The 20998-nt window shown below is 71.0% G+C and carries 14 protein-coding genes and 1 pseudogene; 7 read left to right on the forward strand and 8 right to left on the reverse strand.

Annotated features, from left to right (window positions below):
• Window positions 1–169: 169 nt before the first annotated feature.
• A complete protein-coding gene (locus OHT51_RS36460) occupies window positions 170–1036 on the forward strand; it encodes a phosphatidylinositol-specific phospholipase C/glycerophosphodiester phosphodiesterase family protein (protein WP_328883154.1) in 867 nt (288 codons plus the stop codon).
• 126 nt (window positions 1037–1162) lie between these two features.
• Window positions 1163–1357 carry a hypothetical protein gene (locus tag OHT51_RS36465; RefSeq protein ID WP_328883155.1) on the forward strand — a complete coding sequence of 65 codons (195 nt, stop codon included), beginning with the start codon at window positions 1163–1165 and terminating at the stop codon, window positions 1355–1357.
• Between the two features lie 3 nt (window positions 1358–1360).
• Here OHT51_RS36465 and OHT51_RS36470 read toward each other — a convergent pair whose 3' ends face one another.
• Together OHT51_RS36470 and OHT51_RS36475 are read right to left on the reverse strand one after the other, a co-directional pair.
• On the reverse strand, window positions 1361–2596 hold the full coding sequence (locus tag OHT51_RS36470) for a phosphodiester glycosidase family protein (RefSeq protein ID WP_328883156.1): 1236 nt from the start codon (window positions 2594–2596) through the stop codon (window positions 1361–1363).
• Between the two features lie 74 nt (window positions 2597–2670).
• Window positions 2671–3048 (reverse strand): DUF779 domain-containing protein, encoded by a 378-nt coding sequence (locus tag OHT51_RS36475; RefSeq protein WP_328883157.1) that lies wholly within the window; start codon window positions 3046–3048, stop codon window positions 2671–2673.
• Between the two features lie 707 nt (window positions 3049–3755).
• On the opposite strand from OHT51_RS36475, the gene OHT51_RS36480 reads away from it, so the two are divergent.
• On the forward strand, window positions 3756–5324 hold the full coding sequence (locus tag OHT51_RS36480) for a LamG domain-containing protein (RefSeq protein WP_328884557.1): 1569 nt from the start codon (window positions 3756–3758) through the stop codon (window positions 5322–5324).
• A gap of 86 nt (window positions 5325–5410) precedes the next feature.
• Here the strand turns inward: OHT51_RS36480 and OHT51_RS36485 are convergent, their stop codons facing one another.
• From OHT51_RS36485 to OHT51_RS36505, 5 genes are all read right to left on the reverse strand, one after another.
• Window positions 5411–10645 carry a family 43 glycosylhydrolase gene (locus OHT51_RS36485; RefSeq protein WP_328883158.1) on the reverse strand — a complete coding sequence of 1745 codons (5235 nt, stop codon included), beginning with the start codon at window positions 10643–10645 and terminating at the stop codon, window positions 5411–5413.
• Between the two features lie 214 nt (window positions 10646–10859).
• Window positions 10860–11492 carry a DedA family protein gene (locus OHT51_RS36490; protein WP_328883159.1) on the reverse strand — a complete coding sequence of 211 codons (633 nt, stop codon included), beginning with the start codon at window positions 11490–11492 and terminating at the stop codon, window positions 10860–10862.
• Between the two features lie 117 nt (window positions 11493–11609).
• Window positions 11610–12893 (reverse strand): sugar ABC transporter permease, encoded by a 1284-nt coding sequence (locus OHT51_RS36495; protein ID WP_328883160.1) that lies wholly within the window; start codon window positions 12891–12893, stop codon window positions 11610–11612.
• Window positions 12887–13666, reverse strand: a complete 780-nt coding sequence (locus tag OHT51_RS36500) for an ATP-binding cassette domain-containing protein (RefSeq protein WP_443052746.1) — start codon at window positions 13664–13666, stop codon at window positions 12887–12889. The genes OHT51_RS36495 and OHT51_RS36500 overlap by 7 nt, the downstream gene beginning before the upstream one ends.
• 37 nt (window positions 13667–13703) lie before the next feature.
• A complete protein-coding gene (locus OHT51_RS36505) occupies window positions 13704–14792 on the reverse strand; it encodes a sugar ABC transporter substrate-binding protein (RefSeq protein WP_328883162.1) in 1089 nt (362 codons plus the stop codon).
• A 498-nt stretch (window positions 14793–15290) separates the two neighbouring features.
• Between OHT51_RS36505 and OHT51_RS36510 the strand changes: the two genes are divergently transcribed.
• From OHT51_RS36510 to OHT51_RS36520, 3 genes are all read left to right on the forward strand, one after another.
• On the forward strand, window positions 15291–17828 hold the full coding sequence (locus OHT51_RS36510; RefSeq protein ID WP_328883163.1) for a SpoIIE family protein phosphatase: 2538 nt from the start codon (window positions 15291–15293) through the stop codon (window positions 17826–17828).
• Window positions 17825–18907 carry a sugar ABC transporter substrate-binding protein gene (locus tag OHT51_RS36515; RefSeq protein ID WP_328883164.1) on the forward strand — a complete coding sequence of 361 codons (1083 nt, stop codon included), beginning with the start codon at window positions 17825–17827 and terminating at the stop codon, window positions 18905–18907. The genes OHT51_RS36510 and OHT51_RS36515 overlap by 4 nt, the downstream gene beginning before the upstream one ends.
• Before the next feature lie 64 nt (window positions 18908–18971).
• Entirely contained in the window at window positions 18972–19148 is a 177-nt protein-coding gene (locus OHT51_RS36520; protein ID WP_328883165.1) for a hypothetical protein, read from the forward strand.
• Between the two features lie 69 nt (window positions 19149–19217).
• Here the strand turns inward: OHT51_RS36520 and OHT51_RS36525 are convergent, their stop codons facing one another.
• Window positions 19218–20153 (reverse strand): LysR family transcriptional regulator, encoded by a 936-nt coding sequence (locus OHT51_RS36525; protein WP_328883166.1) that lies wholly within the window; start codon window positions 20151–20153, stop codon window positions 19218–19220.
• Window positions 20154–20289: 136 nt separating this feature from the next.
• Between OHT51_RS36525 and OHT51_RS36530 the strand changes: the two are divergent.
• A pseudogene (locus OHT51_RS36530) lies at window positions 20290–20988 on the forward strand (glycoside hydrolase family 97 catalytic domain-containing protein); the annotation flags it as partial.
• Between the last annotated feature and the right edge of the window lie 10 nt (window positions 20989–20998).

A 20998-nucleotide genomic window follows, 5' to 3' on the forward strand; every position in this document is an offset into this window, starting at 1 on the left:
AGCCCGCCCGACCTGGGGCGGGCTTTTCCGTGTGCGCTGCACCGGTGAAGTGAACGCAGGGCGGCAGTCCGGCCAACTCACCGCTCAGCTCTGCTGTTTGGGCCTTCGGAATCGCATACTCGCAGCGGTTCCCAACGCCTGAAACGCCCCTGTCAGGGAGGCAGAGCACATGGCCCTCACCACCCGTCGCAGAGCCCTCACGACCTTCGGCGCCGCCCTCGCGGGCGCGGTCGCCCTGCCCGCCACCGGCGCGCTGGCCGGCGAACAGAAGCACCGCCCGCGCCCGTTGTGGCGCGCCCACGCCCACAACGACTACGAGCACCCGCGTCCCCTCCTCGACGCCCTCGACCACCGCTTCGGCAGCCTCGAAGCAGACATCTACCTCGTCGGCGACCAGCTCCTCGTCGCCCACGACCCCGAGGATCTCGACCCCAGGCGCACGCTGGAGTCCCTCTACCTCGACCCGCTGGCCGCCCGCGTGCGGGCCAACCACGGCTGGGTCCACCGGGGGCACCACAAGCCGATCCAGCTGCTCATCGACATCAAGACCGAGGGCGCGTCGACGTACCTCGAACTCGACAAGCACCTGAGGCGCTACAAGCACCTGTTCACGACGTACGCCCACGGCCGGGTCCTCCCCGGGGCGGTCACCGCCGTGATCTCCGGCGACCGTGCGGCCCGTACGCCGATGGAGGCGCAGACCGTCCGCCGCGCCTTCTACGACGGCCGCCTCGCCGACCTCGGCAGCTCGGCCCCCGCCTCCTTCATCTCGCTCATCAGCGACAACTGGACGCTCAACTTCACCTGGCTCGGCGTCGGAGACTTCCCGGACGCCGAGCGGCAGAAGCTGCGCGGCATCGTCCGGGCGGCGCACTCCCGTGGGCAGAAGGTGCGCTTCTGGGCCACCCCGGACGTGGCCGGCCCGGCCCGGGACGCGCTGTGGGGCGAACTGCTGGCCGCCGACGTCGACTTCCTCAACACCGACGACCTCGCCGGTCTGGAGGCCTTCCTCGACGCCCGGCGGCGGACCCGCTAGAACGCCGCGCGGGAACACCACACGTTCGGAGGACAGGTCAGCCGCCCGGACGAACCCTCCGCTACGCCACACTTGCGGCCGAACGCCGCGAACCTTGACAAGGCGGCGTGGCGGAGGAGGTTGACGATGGCCATTTCCATCTCTGTGGTGCTGCTGCTGTTCATCCTGGCGGTGATCTTCGTCCGCAACGGCGGACTGAAGATCAGCCATGCGCTGGTGTGCCTGCTGCTCGGCTTCTACCTGGCCAGCACGAGCATGGCGCCCACCATCAACAGCGGTCTGACGGCCACCGCGGACATCGTCAGTGGCCTCAGACCGTAACGGTCAGCGAGCCGAGAAGACGCCGATGCCGTTGGGGACAGGGCGTTCCACTCCGTCGGACGGGTGGTTCCGTACCGAGACGGCCCCCGCTCCCGGCGCGCGGGCGACCAGCGTCGACGAACCGCCGCCGTCCAGGCTGAACGCGTCGATCGAACCCACATCCCGCATGACGGAGGCCACCTCCGCGATGGTCAGACCGGTGCGGTACTCGGGCGCGCCGTCCAGCGCGAGCAGCAGCAGGCGCCGGCCGTTGTCCGCGATGCCCACAGCCGTGCGCACGGCAGACGTCCGGTTGTCGAGGCCCGGCAGGGGCTCTCCGTCGTCGAGGACCGGATAGCCGCCGAGCGCGAAGCGGAACGGGACCCGTGACTTCGACGCCACCAGCCGGTGCCGTACCGTCACGCGCTCGCCCTCGAAGAACTTCCGCAGCTGCTGCGCCCCCGCCTCCCGCCCCACGAGCACGGTCGTGTCCGCCGCGATCGGCCCGCTCCCCGGAGTGTCGGCGGTCGACACGACACGGCCCCGGCGGACCGTCACCTCGTAGGTGTCCGTGCTGCACGGAGCCGCCCGGTCCGTGTCCGTCCCGCAGGTGGCGCGCACGCGGGAGACGCTGCCCCACTTGGCGGTGAACGCCCCGATGGAGCCCACCGGCAGGGCGTACTGGTTGAGGCCGCGCAGCGGCAGCCGGCCCTCGGGGGTGCGGATCGAGCCGTCCAGGCTCAGACCGCCGAGGCGGGCCCGGCGGTCGACACCCAGCCCGAACACGTCCTCAGTGCTCGTGCCGGGCGGCAGCGGGGGTCCGAAACGCTGGCCGTTCGGCACCGCGCCCTTCAGGGCCCGGCCGCGCGCGATGGCCGGTCCCACACTCGCGCCGGTCGCCTGGACACCGGGATGCTGGGCCTCGCTGATGTTGAAGAAGTCGCCGTTCACGCCCGCGACGGCGCCCTGCGCGGTGGCCTGCTGCGAGACGGTCGCCCGGGCCGCGACCGCCCCCGGCTGCAGCAGGTCGAGGCGCACGCGCGGGTTGCGCAGGTCGACGGTGAGGACATGGGCATGCGCCGTGCCCTTCGCCGCCGCGATGTCGAACTCGTCGTACGAGACACCCGGCGCGACCGTGGTGCCCTGCACGGCGCCGGCCGGTGCCGCCCCCACCAGGGCCGTACCGGCCAGCGCGCTGAGTGCCGTGAGCAGCGTGAGGGCCGCTCTGGCGGTTCCGAACCGTTTCTGACGACGCGTCACAGCTCCCCCTGATGTCTCGTCAAATGTGGCAGGACTCAGGGGAAGTGCACCAGACGGCGATGAGCTGCGGGGTTCTAGGCGCCGACGACGCGAGAACGGGTGAGGAAACGTACCCCCTCGGGTGCCTCCAGGGAGAAGCCGCTGCCTCTGCCCTCGACGACATCGACGATCAGCCGGGTGTGGCTCCACACCTCGTACTGACTGCGCGCCATCCAGAACGTCACCGGCTCCTCGACCCCCTCGACCTGGAGCTCCGCGAGCAACACGTCCGAGCCGCCCGTACGGAACTCGCCCTCCGGGTAGCACATCGGCGCGCTGCCGTCGCAGCAGCCGCCGGACTGGTGGAACATCAGCGGACCGTGCGCAGCCCGCAGCCGGCGCAGCAGGTCCGCGGCCGCGGGGGTGAGTTCGACGCGGGGGGTCTCGTCGTACGGCGGGGTCTCCTCATCCATGGGAGGAAGGGGAGCACGGGGAAGGTTGCGAGAGGGTTGCACCAAAAATGGCTCTGTCCATGTCGGTGGGCGCTGTTAGCCTCCTGCGGCCCGTGTGATCAACGGGCTCACCAGGGGAGGAAAACGTGAACAGTGCCAGAAGCAGCGGGAGTCGGCACAGGCCCAGCCGCATCGCGGTGGGCTTTGTCGTCACCGCGGCCGTCCTGACCGCGCCCGGAGTCGCCCACGCCGCCGAGAATCTGCCGCCGCGTCAGCCGTTGGTCCAGGATCTGCAGACCGGTACGAGGGCGTGCGCCACGGGGGAGCAGAAGGCGTACGTCGGGGCGCCGCCGACGCTGGAGGCGGTGCTGTACGACCCGGAGGAGGACAACCAGCCCGTCGAGGCCAACATGGTCAAGGGCGGGTTCGAGGCCTGGTGGACCGATGCCGAGGGCGTGGAACAGCGCCGCACCCACACCACGTCGGAGACGCTGTCCGGCTCACCCCAGCGTTGGCGGATGCCGGACGACATTCCGGCGAACACGGTCGTCTCCTGGCACGTGCGTGCCGACGACGGCACCGCGCTCTCCGCGTGGAGTTCCGAGGGCGCCGGCTCGGTCTGCCAGTTCGTGTACGACGACACCAGCCCGGAGAAGGCCGTCGTCACGTCCTCCGACTACCCGGATGACCAGATCCGCGACGGCGTCGGCGTCTACGGCAGCTTCACCATGGACTCCCCGTCGGACGATGTCACGCAGTACGTCTACAGCTTCATCGGCGGCCCGCAACTGACCGTCCGCCCCGACGAGCTCGGCGGCCCCGTCACCATCCGGCACCTTCCGCTGAAGTCCGGCCCGGACTACCTCAGCGTCCGCGCGATCGACCGTGCGGGCCGCAGCAGTACGACGACCACGTACTGGATCCGGATCAAGTCGGGCCGAGCCCCTGTCGCCCACTGGACCCTGGCGGACCCGGCGGGCTCCACCGCCGCCGCGGCTGAGGCCGGCCCTGCCGCCGACGCCGGTTCCGGGGTGGTCTTCGGCACGACCGCGCCGCGCGGCACTTCGCTGCCCTCCGTGGCGAGCCTCGACGGCAGCAGCCACGCCTTTCTCACCCCGAACGCACCGGCGGTCGACACCGGAAAGACCTTCGCCGTCAGTGCCTGGGCGCGCCCCGCGCGGACGGACCGGAACATGACCGTGGCCGGCCAGGACGCGGGGGCCCACACGGCCTTCACCCTGGGACTGCGCACCCGGCACGAAGGCCCGCAGTGGTCCTTCACCATTGGCGGCACCCGGGTCACCGGCGGCGCGCCGGAGACCGGCGAGTGGGCCCATGTGCTGGGCCTGTACGACCAGGAGACCGGCAAGGCGAGGCTCTACGTCAACGGCAACGAGGTCGGCACGCCCGCCGAGGCGACACCCGACCGGACGGCGGGCGCCTTCCAGGTCGGCCGCTCCCGCAAGGGCGGCGGCTACGGGGACCGCTGGCGCGGCGCCGTCGGCGACGTCCGCGCCTACGACCGGGTGGTCGTTCCCGACGAGGTCACCGAACTCGCCTACCGCAAGCCGACGCTGCTCGGCCACTGGTCGCTGGAGACCGCCACGGACGGCGCGAGCCCCGAGCAGAACGGCAAGGCGCCGCTGACGCTCGGCCCGGGAGCCTCGATCCACCGCGGCCCCGACGGCTCCTGCATCCCCGATCTCGATCCGGACTGCCCTTTCGTGCCCTACCCCCTCGTCGGTGACGGCCACCTCAAGCTGGACGGCGCGACAGGCCACGCGACCACCGGGAGTGCCGTCGTGGACACCTCGGACAGCTTCACCGTCGGCGTGGTCGTCCGCCTCGCCGACGCCGAACCGGCCGGCCCCATGACCGTGCTGTCGCAGGCCGGTGAGCACACGGACGCCTTCAAGGTGCGCTACGACCCGGCGGTCCATGCCTGGCAGTTGGTGATGCCGCAGCGGGACGAGGCCGGCGCGCCCGAGGTCGTGGTCTCGCAGATCGAGTCCGCCGACGGCGGCGAGGGCCAGGGGCACCGGCTGGCCGTCGTCTACGACGACGCCGACGACCGTGTCCAGCTCTACCTCGACGGCTACACGAACGCCGACGCCACCACCACACTCCGGGACGGTTGGCACAGCGCCGGCGCCCTGCAGATCGGCCGGGGCAAGGTCGGTGACGGCTGGGGCGAGTACCTGCACGGCGACGTCGACGAGGTGCAGGCCTACGCCGGGGCCTTGAGGGGCAGCGACATCGGCGGTCTTGGCTGGGGCACCGATCCCTGCCTCTGCTGAGAGCTCATTGCACGGGTGCGCCCTGAGCCAGAGCCGAAATCTCGGCGTCGGCTCAGGGCGCACAGCAGTGATGGTGCCGGCGGGGGCTAGCGTCGACCGTTGCCCACGGTGATGAAGCCCGTGGGCTTCGTGGCGGTGGTGTTGTCGTAGAGGGTCTCGCCGGTGGACTTCTTCCAGATCCTGATGCGGAAGGTGTCCGGGCCGTCGGTGGCGGTGATGCGGAAGGCGTAGCCGGCGTTGCCGTTGACGGTGCCGGAACCCTGGTAGACCGCCTGGTCACCGATGATCACGAGCCAGTCGGAGGCCGTGGAGCGGAACTTCAGTCTTGCCGGGCCGAAGTCGAAGGCGGCCTTGCCGGTGGGGGCCGTGGTGCCCCTCGGGTGGGCGTAGGTGACGGCGAAGGAGAAGGCCGCCTTGCCGGTCAGGGCCGGCTTGGGCGGGTAGGCGCCGGTCGGGGAGGTGATCACGCCGGTGCCGAGGGCGGGGCCCGCGGTGCGGTCGTAGGCGATCAGCTCGGGGAGCGTGGCGCTGTCCGTCGCGCCGTCGTCGTCCTTGACCGTGATCACCGGGCGGTGGATGCCGGCCTTGGTGTAGGTGTGCTGGGCCCGGCACGTTGTGCCGGCGACCGTGCCGGTCGTCGGTTCGGTGCCGTCCTTCCAGTCGACGGTGCAGGTGTGGGTGTCCCGGGCACCCGGGTCGCCGAAGGCGGCGGTCAGGGCGGTCCGCCTGCCGGTCGGCACGGCGGCGGTGGGGCCGGTCGTCGAGGTGATCGCGGGGGCCGCGTTGGCGACGGTCACGGCGGCGGTGTCGCTGCTGCGGCCGCCCGTCAGGGTGACCTTGTAGGTGCCGTCGTCCGAGCAGGTGAGCGTGGTCCGGGCGGCCGTGGCGTCGCCGAGTGTGCAGGGGGCTCCCTCCCCCACCGCCCACTTCGGGGTGGCCGCGCCGGAGAACGTGCCGTTCAGCGGGATGGCGTCGCCCTCCTTGCCGTTGCCGTCCGGACCGGCGTGGACGACGGTCACCGGGTCGATGCCGGTCAGGGTGGGCACGACCTTCTCGATCAGGCCGTCGGCGTCGAACTCCAGCTTGTCGACGGTCGTTTCGCGGTGCGTACCGTCACCTCCGGGGATCGCGAAGCGGTGGTAGGCGATGTACCAGTCGTCGGTGTTCGGGACGTGCACGACCGAGTGGTGGCCGGGGCCCTTGATGCCGAGGGAGAGGTCCTTCTCCAGGATCACGCCGTGCCTGGTCCACGGGCCGGTGGGCGACGGGCCGGTGGCGTAGGCGACGCGGTAGTTCTCGTCGCGGGTGTCGTTCTCCGACCACATGAAGTAGTAGGTGCCGGCGCGCTTGATGACGAAGGTGCCCTCGTTGTAGCCGCTCGGCGTGATGTCCGTGACCTTCGAGGTGTCGATGGACGTCATGCCGTCGTTGAGCGGCGCGACGTACGCGCGGCCGTTGCCCCAGTACAGGTACGACTGACCGTCGTCGTCCGTGAAGACGGCCGGGTCGATCATCTGGCCCCTGTAGTCGCCCGCCTTGAGCAGCGGCTTGCCCAGCGCGTCCTTGAACGGTCCCGTCGGCGAGTCGGACACCGCGACACCGATGTTGGCGTCGGCACAGTAGTAGAAGTAGTACTTCCCGTCCTTCTCGGCGATCGTCGGCGCCCAGGCCCTGCTGTCCGCCCAGGACACGTCCGGACCGAGGTCGAGGATGACGCCGTGGTCCTTCCAGTGGACCAGGTCGGTGGAGGAGTACGCCTTGAACTGCGTACCGCTCCAGCCCTCGAAGCCGTCGGTCGTCGGGTACAGGTAGAAGGTGTCGCCGAAGCGGACGATGTTCGGGTCGGCGTTCAGGCCGGGCAGCACCGGGCTCCTCATGACGAGCGCCGAGACCGACCAGGTGCGCTTCTTGCCGTCGGAGCCCGTCACCTCGTACGTCACCGGCTTGCTGAAGTCCTGCACGCTGCCGGAGGCGGGGCTGATCGCGGCGCCGTGGGCCAGGGTGAACTCCGGGGCGAGGGCGGTGAGATCGGTGCCCTCCTTCATCGGCAGCGTGATCGTGCTGCCGGAGTTGTCGACGAGCGCGTCGACCTTCAGCGACGGGACGGTCACCGTGGCGATGCCGGCCGTGTTGCCGCTGAGCTCCATGACCTGGGCGGCGGTGAGGGCCCGGTCGTAGACGCGGAAGTCGTCGACCTCGCCGCCGAAGTACGGGTCGGCCGCATACAGGGACCTGCCGATGTAGCCGCTGTGGTCCTTGTTCGCGTCGTACAGCTCGGACGGCTTGACGGTGGTCGTCGTGCGGGCCGCCTCGATGCCGTCCACGTAGAGGACCATCGTCCCGGTCGGACCGTCGAGGGTGACGGTGACGTGCCGCCACTCGCCCGGCGTGAGCTGCGAGCCCGCCGTCAGCTTCGACTCCGCCGACCAACTCGCCTTCGTGATCGCCGAGTAGAGGCTGGAGACGCCGTTGGACGGGGTGGCGAAGAGGTACTTGTCGCTGTCGGGCCCGAGGCCGAACAGCCACTGGAAGTTGCCGCCGCCCTTCCACTTCGCGTACGTCGAGACGGTCACGCTGTCGGCGTTCTTCAGCACCCCGTTCGGGATGCGGACGTACGGCGAGGTGGTCGAGCTGCTCGATCCGCCGGACATCTTGAACGAGCCGCCGTGCACGCCCGTGCCGAAGTCGGGCGCACGGACGTAGGTGCCGTGGTGGCCGTGGCCGCTGGAGTCACGGGCGATGCTGCCGCCGGTCTCGTCGAAGTCGTAGTGCAGGAGCAGGTCGGCCGGGACGTCCGGGCCCTCCTCCGACACCGTGACCTCGGCGCGGACCGGGAGCGCGGCGCCGTCCGGCAGGCTGCCCGTCACCGTGAAGGTGCCGGCCTGCGCGTACTTCGACTCCGGGACGTCCTCCCAGCTGACGGGGACGGGACGCTCGACGCCGTCGGCGTAGCCGGCGATGACGGTGGCCGGCAGAACGGGTGCCTGCCCGGTCCTGGTCCGCACCTGCACGGCCTCGACGCTCTCGACGAGCTGGTCCGGCTGGTAGGCGCGCAGCAGACGGTCGTACTCGGCCTGGGTGACCGGAAGCACCGTGCCGTGGCGGGGCTTGGCCGGGAGGTCGTAGCCGGCGGACGGGGTCCAGGTGCCGGAGGCGAGGTCGGTCGTCTCGAAGGGGATGTAGCCGCGACCGCCGAACTCGTCGAGGAACGCGTACCACTTGTCCTCGGTGTTCGACTTGAACACCAGCGGCCCCTCGGCGGCGTTCATCGCACCCTTGCCGATGCCCTCGGCGACGGCGTCCCAGGACGGGTTCAGGAGCGAGTCGCTCCTCTCTTCGAAGATGAACTTGCTGTTGGGGGTGGAGGAGGAGTTGTTCCGCTCGTCCTTGGAGAGACGGAAGTACGTCCCGTCGTGCTGGATCACCGTGGAGTCGATGACGGAGTAGCCGCGGTCGATCCAGACCTTGGGCTCGCTGAAGGAGTAGAAGTCGCGGGTGGTCGCGTACATCATGCGGTTGTACGTGTCGCCGGAGTGCGCCTCGTTGTCGTACAGCTTCGACGCCCAGAAGACGACGTACTCGCCGCGCTGCGCGTCGTAGAACGCCTCCGGCGCCCAGGTGTTGCCCGCGCTGTCCGGTGAGACCTTGACGAGGCGCTGGTTCGTCCAGTGGACGAGGTCGGTGGACTCCCACACCATGACGGACTTGCTGCCGGTGCGCTGGGCGGCGTCCCAGTCGCCGTTGCCGTAGATCCTGAGGTCGGTGGCGATCTGGTAGAACTTGTCGCCCTCGGGGGAGCGGATGATGAACGGGTCGCGCAGGCCCTTCTCGCCGAGCGTGGAGGTCAGGACGGGCTTGCCGTCGTTCAACTCCCGCCAGTGCAGCGGGTCGTCGCCCTTGCTCAGGGCCGCGTAGAGCTGCTCGCCGTCGGCCGTGCCCTCTCCGGTGAAGTAGCTGAACATGTAGCCCTTGAGGGCCTCCTGCTTCGGCAGCTCGGGCACGTCCGCGGTGAAGGTGCGGGTCGCCTTCGCCTGGCCCTTGGTGACGGTGGCGGTGAGCTCGACGGTGGTGGCGCCGGCGCCGTGCGCGGGGCGGTGGACCAGGCCGTCGGCGGAGACGACGTCCGGCTTCGCGGAGGACCAGGTGACGTCGGTGCCGTAGGAACCGGTCGCCGGGAGGGTGAGGTTGCCGCGTACGTCGTCGAGGTTGTGGACGGTGAGGGCCTCGGCGGCCTGCTCGGCGGAGGTCCGGTCGTCGAAGGCGGGGAGCACCGTGATGTCGAAGGACCTGGTGTCGGTCACCGTGCCCTTCCTCAGCGTCGCCGTGAGGGTGGCGTGGGCGGCCGGTTCACCGGCGGAGGGGCGGGTCACCGCGCCGGAGCCGGACACGACGCCGGGATTGTCACTGGCCCAGCTGATCGCGGAGCCGCCGGCCGTGCCGGTCCTCGGCAGGTCGAGGTCGGCCGTGACGGCGTCGGTGTCACCGAGGTTCAGCGCGGCCTTGTCGTCGGCGACGCCCTGTGCGGCGACGGGGAGGGCGAGTTGCTCGACCTCCGAGCCGGCGAGGGCGCGGTCGTAGACGCGGAAGTCGCGGATCCGGCCCTTGAAGAGCTTGTCGTCGGAGTAGACCGACTTGCCTATGTAGTTGGCGGTGGTGGTGCCGGCGCCGATCGAGGCCGGGGTGATGGTCACCGAGGTGCTGCGGCCGACCTCGACGCCGTCCTCGTACAGCACGCCGGTGGTGCCGGTCTGGGTGTAGGTGACGTGCTTCCACACCGAGCGGGTCAGATTGTGGGAGTCGGCGGGCCGGGTGGTCTGCTCCGTCGACCAGTTGCCGGTCGCGAGGGACGTCCGCAAGGAGTTGCCGGTGGTGAACAGGTAGCCGTTCCCGCTGCCGCCGCTGGAGTTGCCGAAGCCGTAGAGGAAGTACGGCGTGGTCTGCGCGGAGTCGATCTGCACGTCCAACGCGACGGTGATCGCGTCCATGCCCTTCATGACGTCGTTCGGCACCTTGACGTAGGTGTCCGAACCGTTGAAGGCGAGACCCTGACCGGTGCCCGACCAGTCGGCGGCGCCGCTGACCGCGCCGGTGCGGTTGTTGCCGGAGGCGTCGGTCACCGTGCTGCCGGAGGTGGCGTCGAGCTTGTACCAGAGGGCGAGACCGTTGGTGATCTCCGCCGCCTCCGCCGCCTCGGCCGTCTGCGCCGCCTGCGCGGGAAGGGCGGGTGCGGTGAGGCCCAGCAACAGTGACGCCGCGGTCAGCCCGGCGAGTCGGCCCGCCAGGCGTCTCGCGCGGACACGGACGCGTGCGATGTACGGCATGTGGATTCCCTGCTGAGGCATGGCGGGGCCGCGGCCATGGGCACCCTGCCGTTTCGGCTGTGTGACGTCGTGTTGCGAGAGTGTCAATCGGCGTGTGGTGCAACGTCAAGAGTTTTCGAACGATGTCCGACTGGTCGAACGAAAGATTCGCGCGGGGTCAGGAGGCAGGTATCGGGGGCGTGTTGGGGCCGGGCCTCGGTCGAGCGGCGGCCGGTCAGCGATCGCGCCTTCCCCGGCGGGCCTCGGTCAGCATGGGCACCAGGGGCAGCAGAGAGACCACGACGACGAGGGCGACCAGCGGCAGCAAATAGTGGTCGATGTCGGGGACGGAGGCCCCGAGGAGGTATCCGGCCAGGACGAGACTCTGCGACCAGAGCAGGCCGCCGACGATCTGCCACACGGTGAAGGTCCGCACGGGTACGCCGAGCGCGCCGGCCGCCGGGTGCAGGACGGTCCGCACCATCGGGATGAAACGGCCGATCACCAGGGCCTTGCCGTAGCCGTACCGGGCCAGGAGCTTCTCCGCCCGCTCCGCCGTCTCCCGTATGCGCCTTTTCGAAGTGCGGGCCAGGAACGCCCGCCCGCCGTGCCGCCCGAGCAGATAGCCGACCTGGCCTCCTGCCACGGCGCCGACCGCCGCGCACAGCAGCACCTGCCACAGCACCAGCCGCGCCGGCTGGTCGGCGCTCGCCGCGCACAGCACGCCCGCCGGGATCAGCAAGGTGTCGCCGGGCAGGAAGAAGCCGACCACCAGCAGACCCGACTCCGCGAAGATCACCGCGAGGACCCCGAGAGCACCGAAGGTCGCCAGCACCGCGTCGCCGTCCATCGGGTTGACGGCCCACATCGCCCTCACCTCCCGGCCGTCCACGTCGGTCGCCCTCGTCCAGCATCCCGTGCACGGGACGAGGACGCCTTTGCGCGGGGTGACCCCCTCCGCGACAGCGCGGTCTCCTCGGCGGGGTCAAGCGCGCCCATGTGCCTCCTGCGACCGTCGCGACAGCGCGTCGATCACCACGGCGGCGAAGAGCACCCCGCCCGTGATCATGAACTGGACGGCGGCGGGGGTGTCCGTGATGGCCATGCCGGAGGCGATCGACTGGATGACGAGCATGCCGAGCACCGCGGACCAGGTGGAGCCACGGCCGCCGAACAGGCTGGTGCCGCCGATGACGGCCGCCGCGATGGCGTTGAGCAGCAGTACCCCCGAGCCCGAACTCTGGCTCACCGAGGTGATGCGCGAGGCCAGGAACAGTCCGCCGACCGCGGCCATGGTGCCCGAGACCGCGAGCACCGCCGTCTGCACCCGCGTCACGCGGAGGCTGGCGCGACGGGCCGCCTCGACCCCGCCGCCGAGGGCGTAGACCTGCCGTCCGTAATGCGTGCGGCGCAGGACGATGTCGAGGCCGGCCACCACCACCAGGAAGATCAGCAGGGCGAGCGGCAGGCCCTGGAAGCGGTTGAGCAGATACGCGGAGGCGAACGCGATCACCGCGAGCCCTCCGGCGCGAATCACGATGACCTGCAGCGAGCGGTGCGGCATCCGGGCGGCCACGCGGCGCCGTCGGTCCTGGTACGACACGAGGAAGACGAGGCCCACGGCGACCGCGGCGATGCCGTAGGCGACGGCGTCATTGGTGAAGTAGTAGCTGGTCAGCTTGGCGACGAGGCCGTTCTCGTCGAGGTTGATCGTGCCGTCGTTGCCCAGGATGTAGAGCATGAGGCCGTTCCAGGTGAGCAGCCCCGCGAGCGTGACGACGAACGCCGGAACCCGGGTTCTGGCGAAGGAGTAGCCCTGCACGGTTCCCGCGGCCATCCCGGCGAGGACCGCGATGATGAGGGCGAGCCATTCGGGCACGCCGTTCTTCACGTTCAGCACGGCGAAAATGGCCGCCGCGAGCCCGCTGACCGAGCCGACGGACAGGTCGAGCTCGCCGAGCAGCAGCACGAAGACGATGCCGACCGCGATGAGGCCCGTGCCCACGAAGTCCACGCTGAGATTGGACAGGTTCCGGGGGGAGAGGAAGTTCTCGTTGAGGGACTGGAAGGTGATCCACACGATGGCGAGCACGACGACGACCGGGACCGAGCCCAGCTCCCCTGCTCTCAGCTTGCGCCGCGAGAAGGCCATCCAGTTCTCCATGGCACGGGCGGCGGTCTGCCCGCGACGGTCCTGACGGGCCTCGGCGGCGGGTGCGGCGGCTTCGGCCTGAGGGCTGTCCGCCATGTCGCGCGTCCCTTTCACCATCCCGCCTCCTGGTGGGCCTGCCGGTGGGGCGCGTTCTCGGTCGCCCCGGTGATGGAGGAGATGATCTGCTCCTGGGACGCGGTGTTCACGTCGAAGAAGCCGTTGTTGCGGCCGAGCCGCAGCACGGCGGCCCGGTCCGCGAGCGCTTTGACGTCGCCCATGTTGTGGCTGATGAGAAGGACCCCGAGGCCGCGGTCGCGCAGCTGGTCGACAAGGTCCATGACCTCGGTGGTCTGCTGGAGCCCCAGCGCCGCGGTCGGCTCGTCCAGCAGGAGGAGCCGTGGGTCGCCCAGGAGCGAGCGGGCGATGGCGACCGTCTGCCGCTGCCCGCTGGACAGGGACACGACGGGGGCACGCAGCTCGGGGACGCCCTTGGTCAGCGGCTCCAGCAGTTGGAGGGTGCGGCGCTCCATCTCCATCTCGTCGAGGAACCCGAACCTGCGGATCTCCCGTCCGAGGAACAGGTTCCCGACGACGTCGAGGTTCCCGCACAGCGCGAGGTCCTGGAAGACGGTGGCGATGCCGAGGTCCCGGGCGTCGTTGGGACGCCTGATGTGGACCGTACGGCCCTCCCACTCGATGACGCCCCGGTCCGCGGGGGTGACGCCGGAGATCACCTTGACCAGGGTGGACTTGCCGGCCCCGTTGTCGCCGAGGAGGGCGACGACCTGGCCGGCGTGGATCTCCAGGTCGATGTCCTCGAGGACCTCGACGGCGCCGTAGCGCTTGCACACACCGTGCAACGCCAGCAGGGGAGCAGACACAGGGACGATCTCCTTCCCGTGGGCCCGGCCAGGGGCGAACCGGTGGTCAGGTCAGCCCGGCCGCCTCGCACGCGGCGCCGAGCTGAGGGGTGCAGATCTGCTGGACCGTGTACACCCCGTCCTTCACCAAGGTGTCCTTGATGTTGTCGGCGGTGACGGATATGGGGGTGAGCATGACCGAGGGGACCGTCCGCCCACCGTGTGTCGTCACCTCGTCCTTGGCCACGCGGTCGAGGTTCTCCCCGCGGGCCGCGGCCACGGCCAGGGCGGCGCCGGCGGCGGCCTCGGGCTCGAAGGGCTTGTAGACGGTCATGTACTGATCGCCGTCGACGATGCGCCGCACGGCGCCCAGTTCGGCGTCCTGCCCCGTGACCGGGGGCAGCGGTTCCACCTTGTTCGCCTTGAGGGCGGAGATGCTGCCGGAGGCGAGGCCGTCGTTGGCGGCGTACACCCCTTGGATGTTGCCGGCGCCGAGGGCGGAGATGGCGCCGGACATGTTCAGGTTGGCGGTCTCGGGCCGCCACTGGAGGGTGTCGTACGCCTTGCCGATCTTCACCTTCCCCATGAGCACCTCCAACGCGCCCTTCCTGAACAGCACCGCGTTGGGGTCGATGGGATCGCCGTTCATCATGACGATCTGGGCGCCGGGGACCTCGTCGCCCATGGCCGTCAGCAGGGCTCTGCCCTGGAGCCTGCCGACCTCCTCGCCGTCGAAGGAGACGTGACCCGAGATCGGGCCCTCGGAGAGACGGTCGTAGGCGATGACGGGGATGCCTGCCTCATCCGCCTTGCGGACCGAGGCGGCGAGCGACCTGGCGTCCACCGCCACGAGCAGGATGGAGTCGACTCCCTTGGTGATCATCGAGTTCATCTGCTCCTGCTGAAGGGCCACATCGCCCTTGGCGTTGGTCATATCGACCTCGCACTCGGCGCACCGCTTCTCGATCTCCTTGGTCAGCAGGGGCTTGTCCTGGGTCTCCCAACGGGCCGTGGTCGCGTCCGGCAGGAGCACGCCGATCACCGGATCGCTGCTCTCGGCGGCATCGCTCCCGCCGTCCGCCCCGCAGGCCGCGAGGGCTACGGCCGTGGACACCGCGGTCAGGGCCAGAACCGCGTCCCGTATGCGGGCCTTCATATGAGAGATCTCCCTTGTCCTTCACCCTGCGTGGCGAAGCTGCGCTCGTGGTCGCCCGTGACCGGCCGTCAGCGGGTGTCCGGGGTTCGGGGTTCGGCCTGCGTGGCGGGTGTGGAGGGAGCGGTGCGCGTGCACCGCCGTGTCGGGGTGTGTCCACGGCGGCCGAGGCGTGGGGCCGGTGCGGCGCCCCTTCGCCCACCCCGGCGCGGTGGTGGCTCGGCCCGGCCGGTCCTGCACCGGCGGCAGCCGCATGGAGCATGGCGACACCTGGCCTTCTCAGTCGTCAGTCTGACACCGGCCGCGGTGATCTGCGAACGCAGCGAGGGCCTGAGGATGACCAGGAGCAATGCGGAGGATCGGGCGTAAATCGAGGGTGAAAAGGGCAGATATGTCCGGCTCATCCATGTATGCGATTCTGGTGGGGGAGCGACCGGGGCGGCGGGAGGTGCCCCGATCTCCTTCGGCACCTCCGGCACGGACGGGAGGTTGGTTGCGGACATGCCTCATGACGGCCGTGCCCGGACCGGAGTTTCGGCCCCGGGGGCATCCGAGGTCGGCACCGCAGACACCGGTTCACCGCCAACGGGGCCGCAGGCCGCCACGAGCGACCGGGCCCTGACGTTCGCCGGAGCGGCGCTGGCGGCCGTCTACGCGCCCAACGCCGGCGACGGCGCGCTTCAGCTGCTGGAGACGGCCGGGGGCGCCACTCCCGAATACCGGTTGCCCGAGCGGCTCGCCCTGTCGGGCGGATCGGCCGCGGCACACGCCTTCCGCACCGACCGTCCGCTGTGGCTGAACGCCGCGGCCCTCGCCTCCTACCCCGTCGGCGCCCCCACCCCGCCGCGAGCGAGAGCGGCGTCGCTCGGCGCGCTGCCCCTGGAGAGGGAAGGCATCCGGCTGGGCTGCCTGGTCGTCGTGGGGGCCTCCGCGGACGGCTTCGACGCCGGGCAGCAGCGCTTCCTGGAACGGTACGCCGACGCGCTCGCCGGTCTGCTGCAGGCCGAGTCGGGCCGGCCCGCGACCTCGGGCCTGCTCAGCCGTGCCCTGCGGAGTCTGCGCGTCGGCTCCTTCGTACTGGAGCCGGACACCGGACTGATCGAGGCGGACGGGACCCTGCTCGAACTGGTCGGCACGACCGCGGACGACTTCGACGGCAAGGCGGACACCCTCCTCGCGCACGCCCTCCCCGAGGACATGCCCGCCCTGATGTCGGTCCTGGAGCCGTCCGCCCAGACGCCCGGCCGGCGGGAGCTGGAGTTCCGGGTCCGCTGCCCCACCGGCGAGATGCGCTGGCTGAGCCTGATCTGCCGGGTCGTACCGCACACCGGCGACCGGCCGGAGCAGGTGCTGGGCGTGGTCACGGCCACCTCGGTCAAGAGCCGCAGCGCCGACGACGTCTCCCGGATCCAGTGGCTGACCGCCGCACTCGACGACGCCGCGACGGTCCGCGACGTCGGCCGGGTCGCGGTGACCGCGCTGCGCGAGCCCCTCGGCGCCGACCGGGTGGCGCTCGCCGATGTGCGCGAGGACCGCCTCGTCGTGACCCTGCTCGACCCGCCGCAGCCCGACGCCTGGCCCGATCTGTGGCGGGCCCAGTGGCGTTCCGAGTGGCCCGACGCGCCGGTCGGCGCCCTGCCCACCCTGCAGATGGCCCTCCAGGACGGCCGGATGGATCTGTGGCCCGCGGGCACGGCCCTCGAACCCGGACTCGCGGGCATCGGCGCCGGCGGCCTGGCCGTCCTGCCGCTCCCGGCCAAGGGCCGGGTCACCGGGGTGTGCCTCGTCGGGTGGGAGCAGCCGCACGAGTTCATCCCCGAGGAGCGGTCCCTGTTGACCGCCACGGCGGCGTTGATCGGGCAGGCCCTCAAACGGGCCCACGCCTACGACGCCGAGCAGGAACTCGCGACCATGCTGCAGCGCAGCCTGCTGCCCCGTCGCCTGCCCGAACTGCCCGGCGGAACGGCCGTCGCCCGCTACCTGCCCGCCAGGCGCGGGCTCCAGGTGGGCGGTGACTGGTACGACGTCATCGCCCTGTCCCAGGACCGGGTGGCGCTGGTCATCGGCGATGTGCAGGGGCACAGTGCCGCCGCCGCCACGATCATGGGCCAGATGCGTACGGCGGTCAGGGCGTACGCCGTGGAGGGCCACCCGCCCGACGTGGTTGTCTCCCATGCCAACCGTCTTCTGGTCGGCATGGAGACCGACCTGTTCGCCACCTGTTGCTATGTCGAACTGGACATGGAGGAGGGCAACACCCTGTTCGTGCGGGCCGGGCACCTGTCACCGCTGCTGCGCCACGCCGACGGCGGCACCGAGGAGGTGCAGGTCGAGGGCGGGCCGCCACTGGGGATCCTCGCGGAGGCGGACTTCCCCATGACAGCGGTCGCACTGACCCCCGGCTCGGTGCTCGCCCTGGTCACCGACGGCCTGGTCGAGGCCGCCGATCTGCCCCTGGACGTCGGCATGGAGCGCACGCGCAGCGCGCTCGCCGCGGCCGACCCGGCGGATCCGGCGCGGATGGCCGACGCGCTGCTCGGCGACATCGGCCGGCGTGAGGACGACGTGGCGCTGTTGCTGCTGCGCTACGACGGCATGCGGACCCGGCCGATCCGGTCCAGCTGGGTGGTGTGGCGGCTGCCCGACGCGGTCATGCACGCCCGCCGCTTCACCGCGCGCACCCTGCGCAAGTGGCACGTCCAGGAAGCCGCCGACGCGGTGCTGCTCGTCGTGTCCGAACTGGTCACCAACGCCCTGGTGCACACCCAGGGGTCGGTCACCCTCGACCTGATGCTGCGCGGCGACCGGGTACGGGTCAGCGTGAGCGACGCCTCGCCGCGGGCTCCCGCCAAGCCGGTGATCGTGGACTGGGAGTCGACCGGCGGCCGGGGCCTGCTCCTCGTCGAAGCGGTGTCGGACTCCTTCGGCTCGGTGCCGGTGGCCGGCGGGAAGCAGGTGTGGAGCGAGGTCACCGTGCCGCGGCGCGGGCCCGCTCCCGCCGACTCGAACCTCTCAACGGAACGGGGCGAGCTGCCATGAGGACCCGTACGCTGCACGTCGTCGCGGCACTCGTCGTGGGACTGCTGACGGTGCCCCTGGCCGCCTGCGGCGGAGACGACGAGGCCGGCGGGGACAGCTTCATGGTCGGCCTGCTGCTCCCGAACCGGGTCACTCCCCGCTGGGAGCAGTCCGACAAGCCGTTGATCGAGCAGCACCTCAGGCAGCTGTGCCCCGGCTGCACCATGGTGTACGCCAACGCCGAGAACGACGCGGCGCGGCAGCGGGAACAGATGATCTCCATGATCACCAAGGGGGCCGAGGTCCTGATCCTCGACCCCGCCGACAGCAAGGCGCTGCGCTCGCCGATCCAGGAGGCGCGCAGGTCGGGTGTCCCGGTCGTCGCATACGACCGGCTCGCCGAGGGCCCGATCTCCGGCTTCGTCAGCTTCGACGGCGATCAGGTCGGCCGGCTGCAGGGCGAGGCGATCCTGCAGGCGATGCGGGAGAGGCGCAACGGCAGAACGGTCGTGATGATGAACGGCGATCCGAGCAGCTCCAACGCGGCGTGGTTCCGCAAGGGCACGCTGTCCGTCATCGCGGGCAAGGCCAAGATCGCCAGGTCGTACGACACCGTGGGCTGGAGCCCGGAGAACGCCCACGCCAACATGACCGCCGCCATCTCCGCCCTGGGGGCGGACCGCATCAGCGGTGTCGTCGCGGCCAACGACGCCATTGCCGCGGGCGTCGTCTCCGCCTTCAAGAACGCCGGTGTCCGCAAACTTCCCCCGATCACCGGGCAGGACGCCGACCTCGAGGCCGCGCGGCGCATCGTCGCCGGCGAGCAGTACATGACCGTGTACAAGCCGTTCGAGAAGGAGGCCGCCGCGGCCGCCGCCATGGCCGTCGCCCTCGGCAACGGAGACGGCGCCGGCGAGGTCTCGACGACGACCACCGACAGTCCGACGCACCAGGACATCCCGTCCATCCTGCTCACTCCACGAGCGGTGACGGCAGCAAACCTCAAGCAGACCCTCGTCGACGGCGGCCTCTACACCACCCAGCAGATCTGCACGCCCAGGCTCCGCTCCGCCTGCGCCGCGCTCGGACTCACCGGGTGAGCCGGGCTGGTCGGCGCGACGGGCCGGGCGCAGCATGGAGATGAGCGACCAACGGAGGTCAGCCATGAAGACCCGAGCCTCGGACTACGACCGTTGGCTGTACTCGCACACCCCTTCCCAGGCCGAGGGCGAACGCGATGAACCGGCGGAGCGCGCGGCCGTCGAGCAGCACCCCGACGTCCCCAGGACCGAGCCGTCCCAGGCCGAGGGAGAACGGGTGGACGACTTCAGGAGCCCGTGATCGCCGGTTGGCGGTCAGCCGTGCGGGCATGGGCGCACCCGCGCCGAAAGGTGGCTGCCCCAAGCTCGTTCACCTGCGCCGAGCCCATGTCGGTGTCCAGATCTCGCCGCCCGGTGGGTCCCGGCGGACCGACGTGAAGTGCTCCCGGAGCGCGGTGAGGGCCGGGTGCGGGTTGTCGGCGCGCCACAGGAGTGAGTGCGGGTAGACCGGTGCCGGGTCGCGCAGCGCGATGAGCCGCATGTCGTACCCGGCGGGCCGGACCAGAGGCGTCTGAGTGCCGAGGAAGGTCGCCAGTGTCGAGGAGGCCGCGATCGTGTCGATGAGGGCCTCGACACCGAAGTTGGGGCCGGTGGCCTCGATGGTCAGCCCGAAGTCCGCGGCCAGCGCCTCGTAGTACGCGGTCCACTCCGCGCCGGGGACGTTGCCCGGCATCCAGATCGGATGGCCCGCCAGCTGAGCGGGGGTGACCGCCGAGGCGCCGGCGAACGGGTGCGCGGGGCCGGTGAACAGGTGGAGCGGCTCGTCGTGGACCGGGGTGATCTCGATGCCGTCGGGGATCTGCTGCCCGGGCATCGTGACCGCGCGGAACGTGGCGTCGATGACGCCGTCCCGGACGGCCGCGATGGCCTCCTCGGAGCCGGGGAGGATCACCACGTCCAGGGCGACCGAGGGATGCGCGCGGTGGAAGTCGCGCAGCACCCCGGCCAGCGAGACCCGTCGGCCGACCACGTCGACGCGCAGGGCACGGCTGCCGGGACGTACCGAGGATCTCGCCCTCTCCTCGGCCTGGATCAGGGTCCGGGCATGGGCCAGGAACGCCTGCCCGTCGATGGTGAGCTCCGCTCCGCGCGGTGTGCGGGTCAGCAGCCGCACACCCAGGTCCCTCTCCAGCGTGGCGACCCGCTTGGAGACGGCCTGCTGGGTGAGGGCCAGGTCGACGGCGGCCTTCTGGAACTGGCCGGCGTCCGCGACGGCGACGAAGGTGCGTACGGCGTTGAGATCCACAGCCGCCAACCTAGCCGCGCACCCGGATTCCTTCGTCCTGTCCTAGAAGCCGTCCACGCCCAGCTCGTGATGCCCGCGTAGAGCCAGCTCCATGTGCTGCCGCTGGGCGTGCCGCGGTCGAACAGGCCCCGGGGGCAGCTCCGAGGCGCAGCCGATGCTCCGGTGGTACGACGCCATCCTTGAGGAGACAGCCGCCCACCACCTCATGGTCGACTTCCACGGCTCCACGATCCCCAAGGGCATCCAGCGCACGTGGCCGCAGGTCATGACCCTGGAGGGCGTCGCCGGCGAGGAGAAGCGCACCAACACCGCGGCTCACCTGACCACCCTGCCCTTCACCCGCAACGTCATCGGCTCCATGGACTTCACTCCGGGCGCCTTCCAGCGCGTCGGACTGCGCCCCAACTCCGACGCGGCCGAGGTCGGGCTCACCGTCGCTTACGAGTCGGGCCAGCAGATGTTCGCGGGCACTCCCGAGTCCTACGACGAACGGCCCCTGGCCCGGGCCTACTTCGACCAGGTCCCGGCAGCCTGGGACGACACCCGGCTGCTCGCGGGCCGACCCGGTCAGGAGGCCGTACTCGGCTGCCGCAGCGGCCACCGCTGGTTCCTGGGCGGCGTCTACGCGGGCGCCGCCCGCGCCGCCGAGGTGCCGCCGGCCATCGGCCCAGGACGGTGGCTGGTCGAGACGATCGAGGACGGCGCCGACGGACTCGCCCGCAACCGGCAGGTGCTGGGCGGCGGCGACACGCTGGGCGTGGATGTCGTGGCCGACGGCGGCTTCGCCGGGATCGCCTGCCCGTGGCGCCCGGGGATCAGCAGCTGCCACCGGTGACCGTGGTCGG

Origin of the sequence: Streptomyces sp. NBC_00299 (genome assembly GCF_036173045.1) — a bacterium.
GTDB classification, from domain to species: Bacteria; Actinomycetota; Actinomycetes; order Streptomycetales; family Streptomycetaceae; genus Streptomyces; species Streptomyces machairae.

Coding starts and splice junctions, on each gene's coding strand:
- OHT51_RS36460 (WP_328883154.1), top strand. CDS start 170: ATGGCCCTCACCACCCGTCGCAGAGCCCTCACGACCTTCGGCGCCGCC.
- OHT51_RS36465 (WP_328883155.1), top strand. CDS start 1,163: ATGGCCATTTCCATCTCTGTGGTGCTGCTGCTGTTCATCCTGGCGGTG.
- OHT51_RS36475 (WP_328883157.1), bottom strand. CDS start 3,048: ATGGATGAGGAGACCCCGCCGTACGACGAGACCCCCCGCGTCGAACTC.
- OHT51_RS36480 (WP_328884557.1), top strand. CDS start 3,756: ATGGACTCCCCGTCGGACGATGTCACGCAGTACGTCTACAGCTTCATC.
- OHT51_RS36485 (WP_328883158.1), bottom strand. CDS start 10,645: ATGCCGTACATCGCACGCGTCCGTGTCCGCGCGAGACGCCTGGCGGGC.
- OHT51_RS36490 (WP_328883159.1), bottom strand. CDS start 11,492: ATGTGGGCCGTCAACCCGATGGACGGCGACGCGGTGCTGGCGACCTTC.
- OHT51_RS36495 (WP_328883160.1), bottom strand. CDS start 12,893: ATGGTGAAAGGGACGCGCGACATGGCGGACAGCCCTCAGGCCGAAGCC.
- OHT51_RS36505 (WP_328883162.1), bottom strand. CDS start 14,792: ATGAAGGCCCGCATACGGGACGCGGTTCTGGCCCTGACCGCGGTGTCC.
- OHT51_RS36510 (WP_328883163.1), top strand. CDS start 15,291: ATGCCTCATGACGGCCGTGCCCGGACCGGAGTTTCGGCCCCGGGGGCA.
- OHT51_RS36515 (WP_328883164.1), top strand. CDS start 17,825: ATGAGGACCCGTACGCTGCACGTCGTCGCGGCACTCGTCGTGGGACTG.
- OHT51_RS36520 (WP_328883165.1), top strand. CDS start 18,972: ATGAAGACCCGAGCCTCGGACTACGACCGTTGGCTGTACTCGCACACC.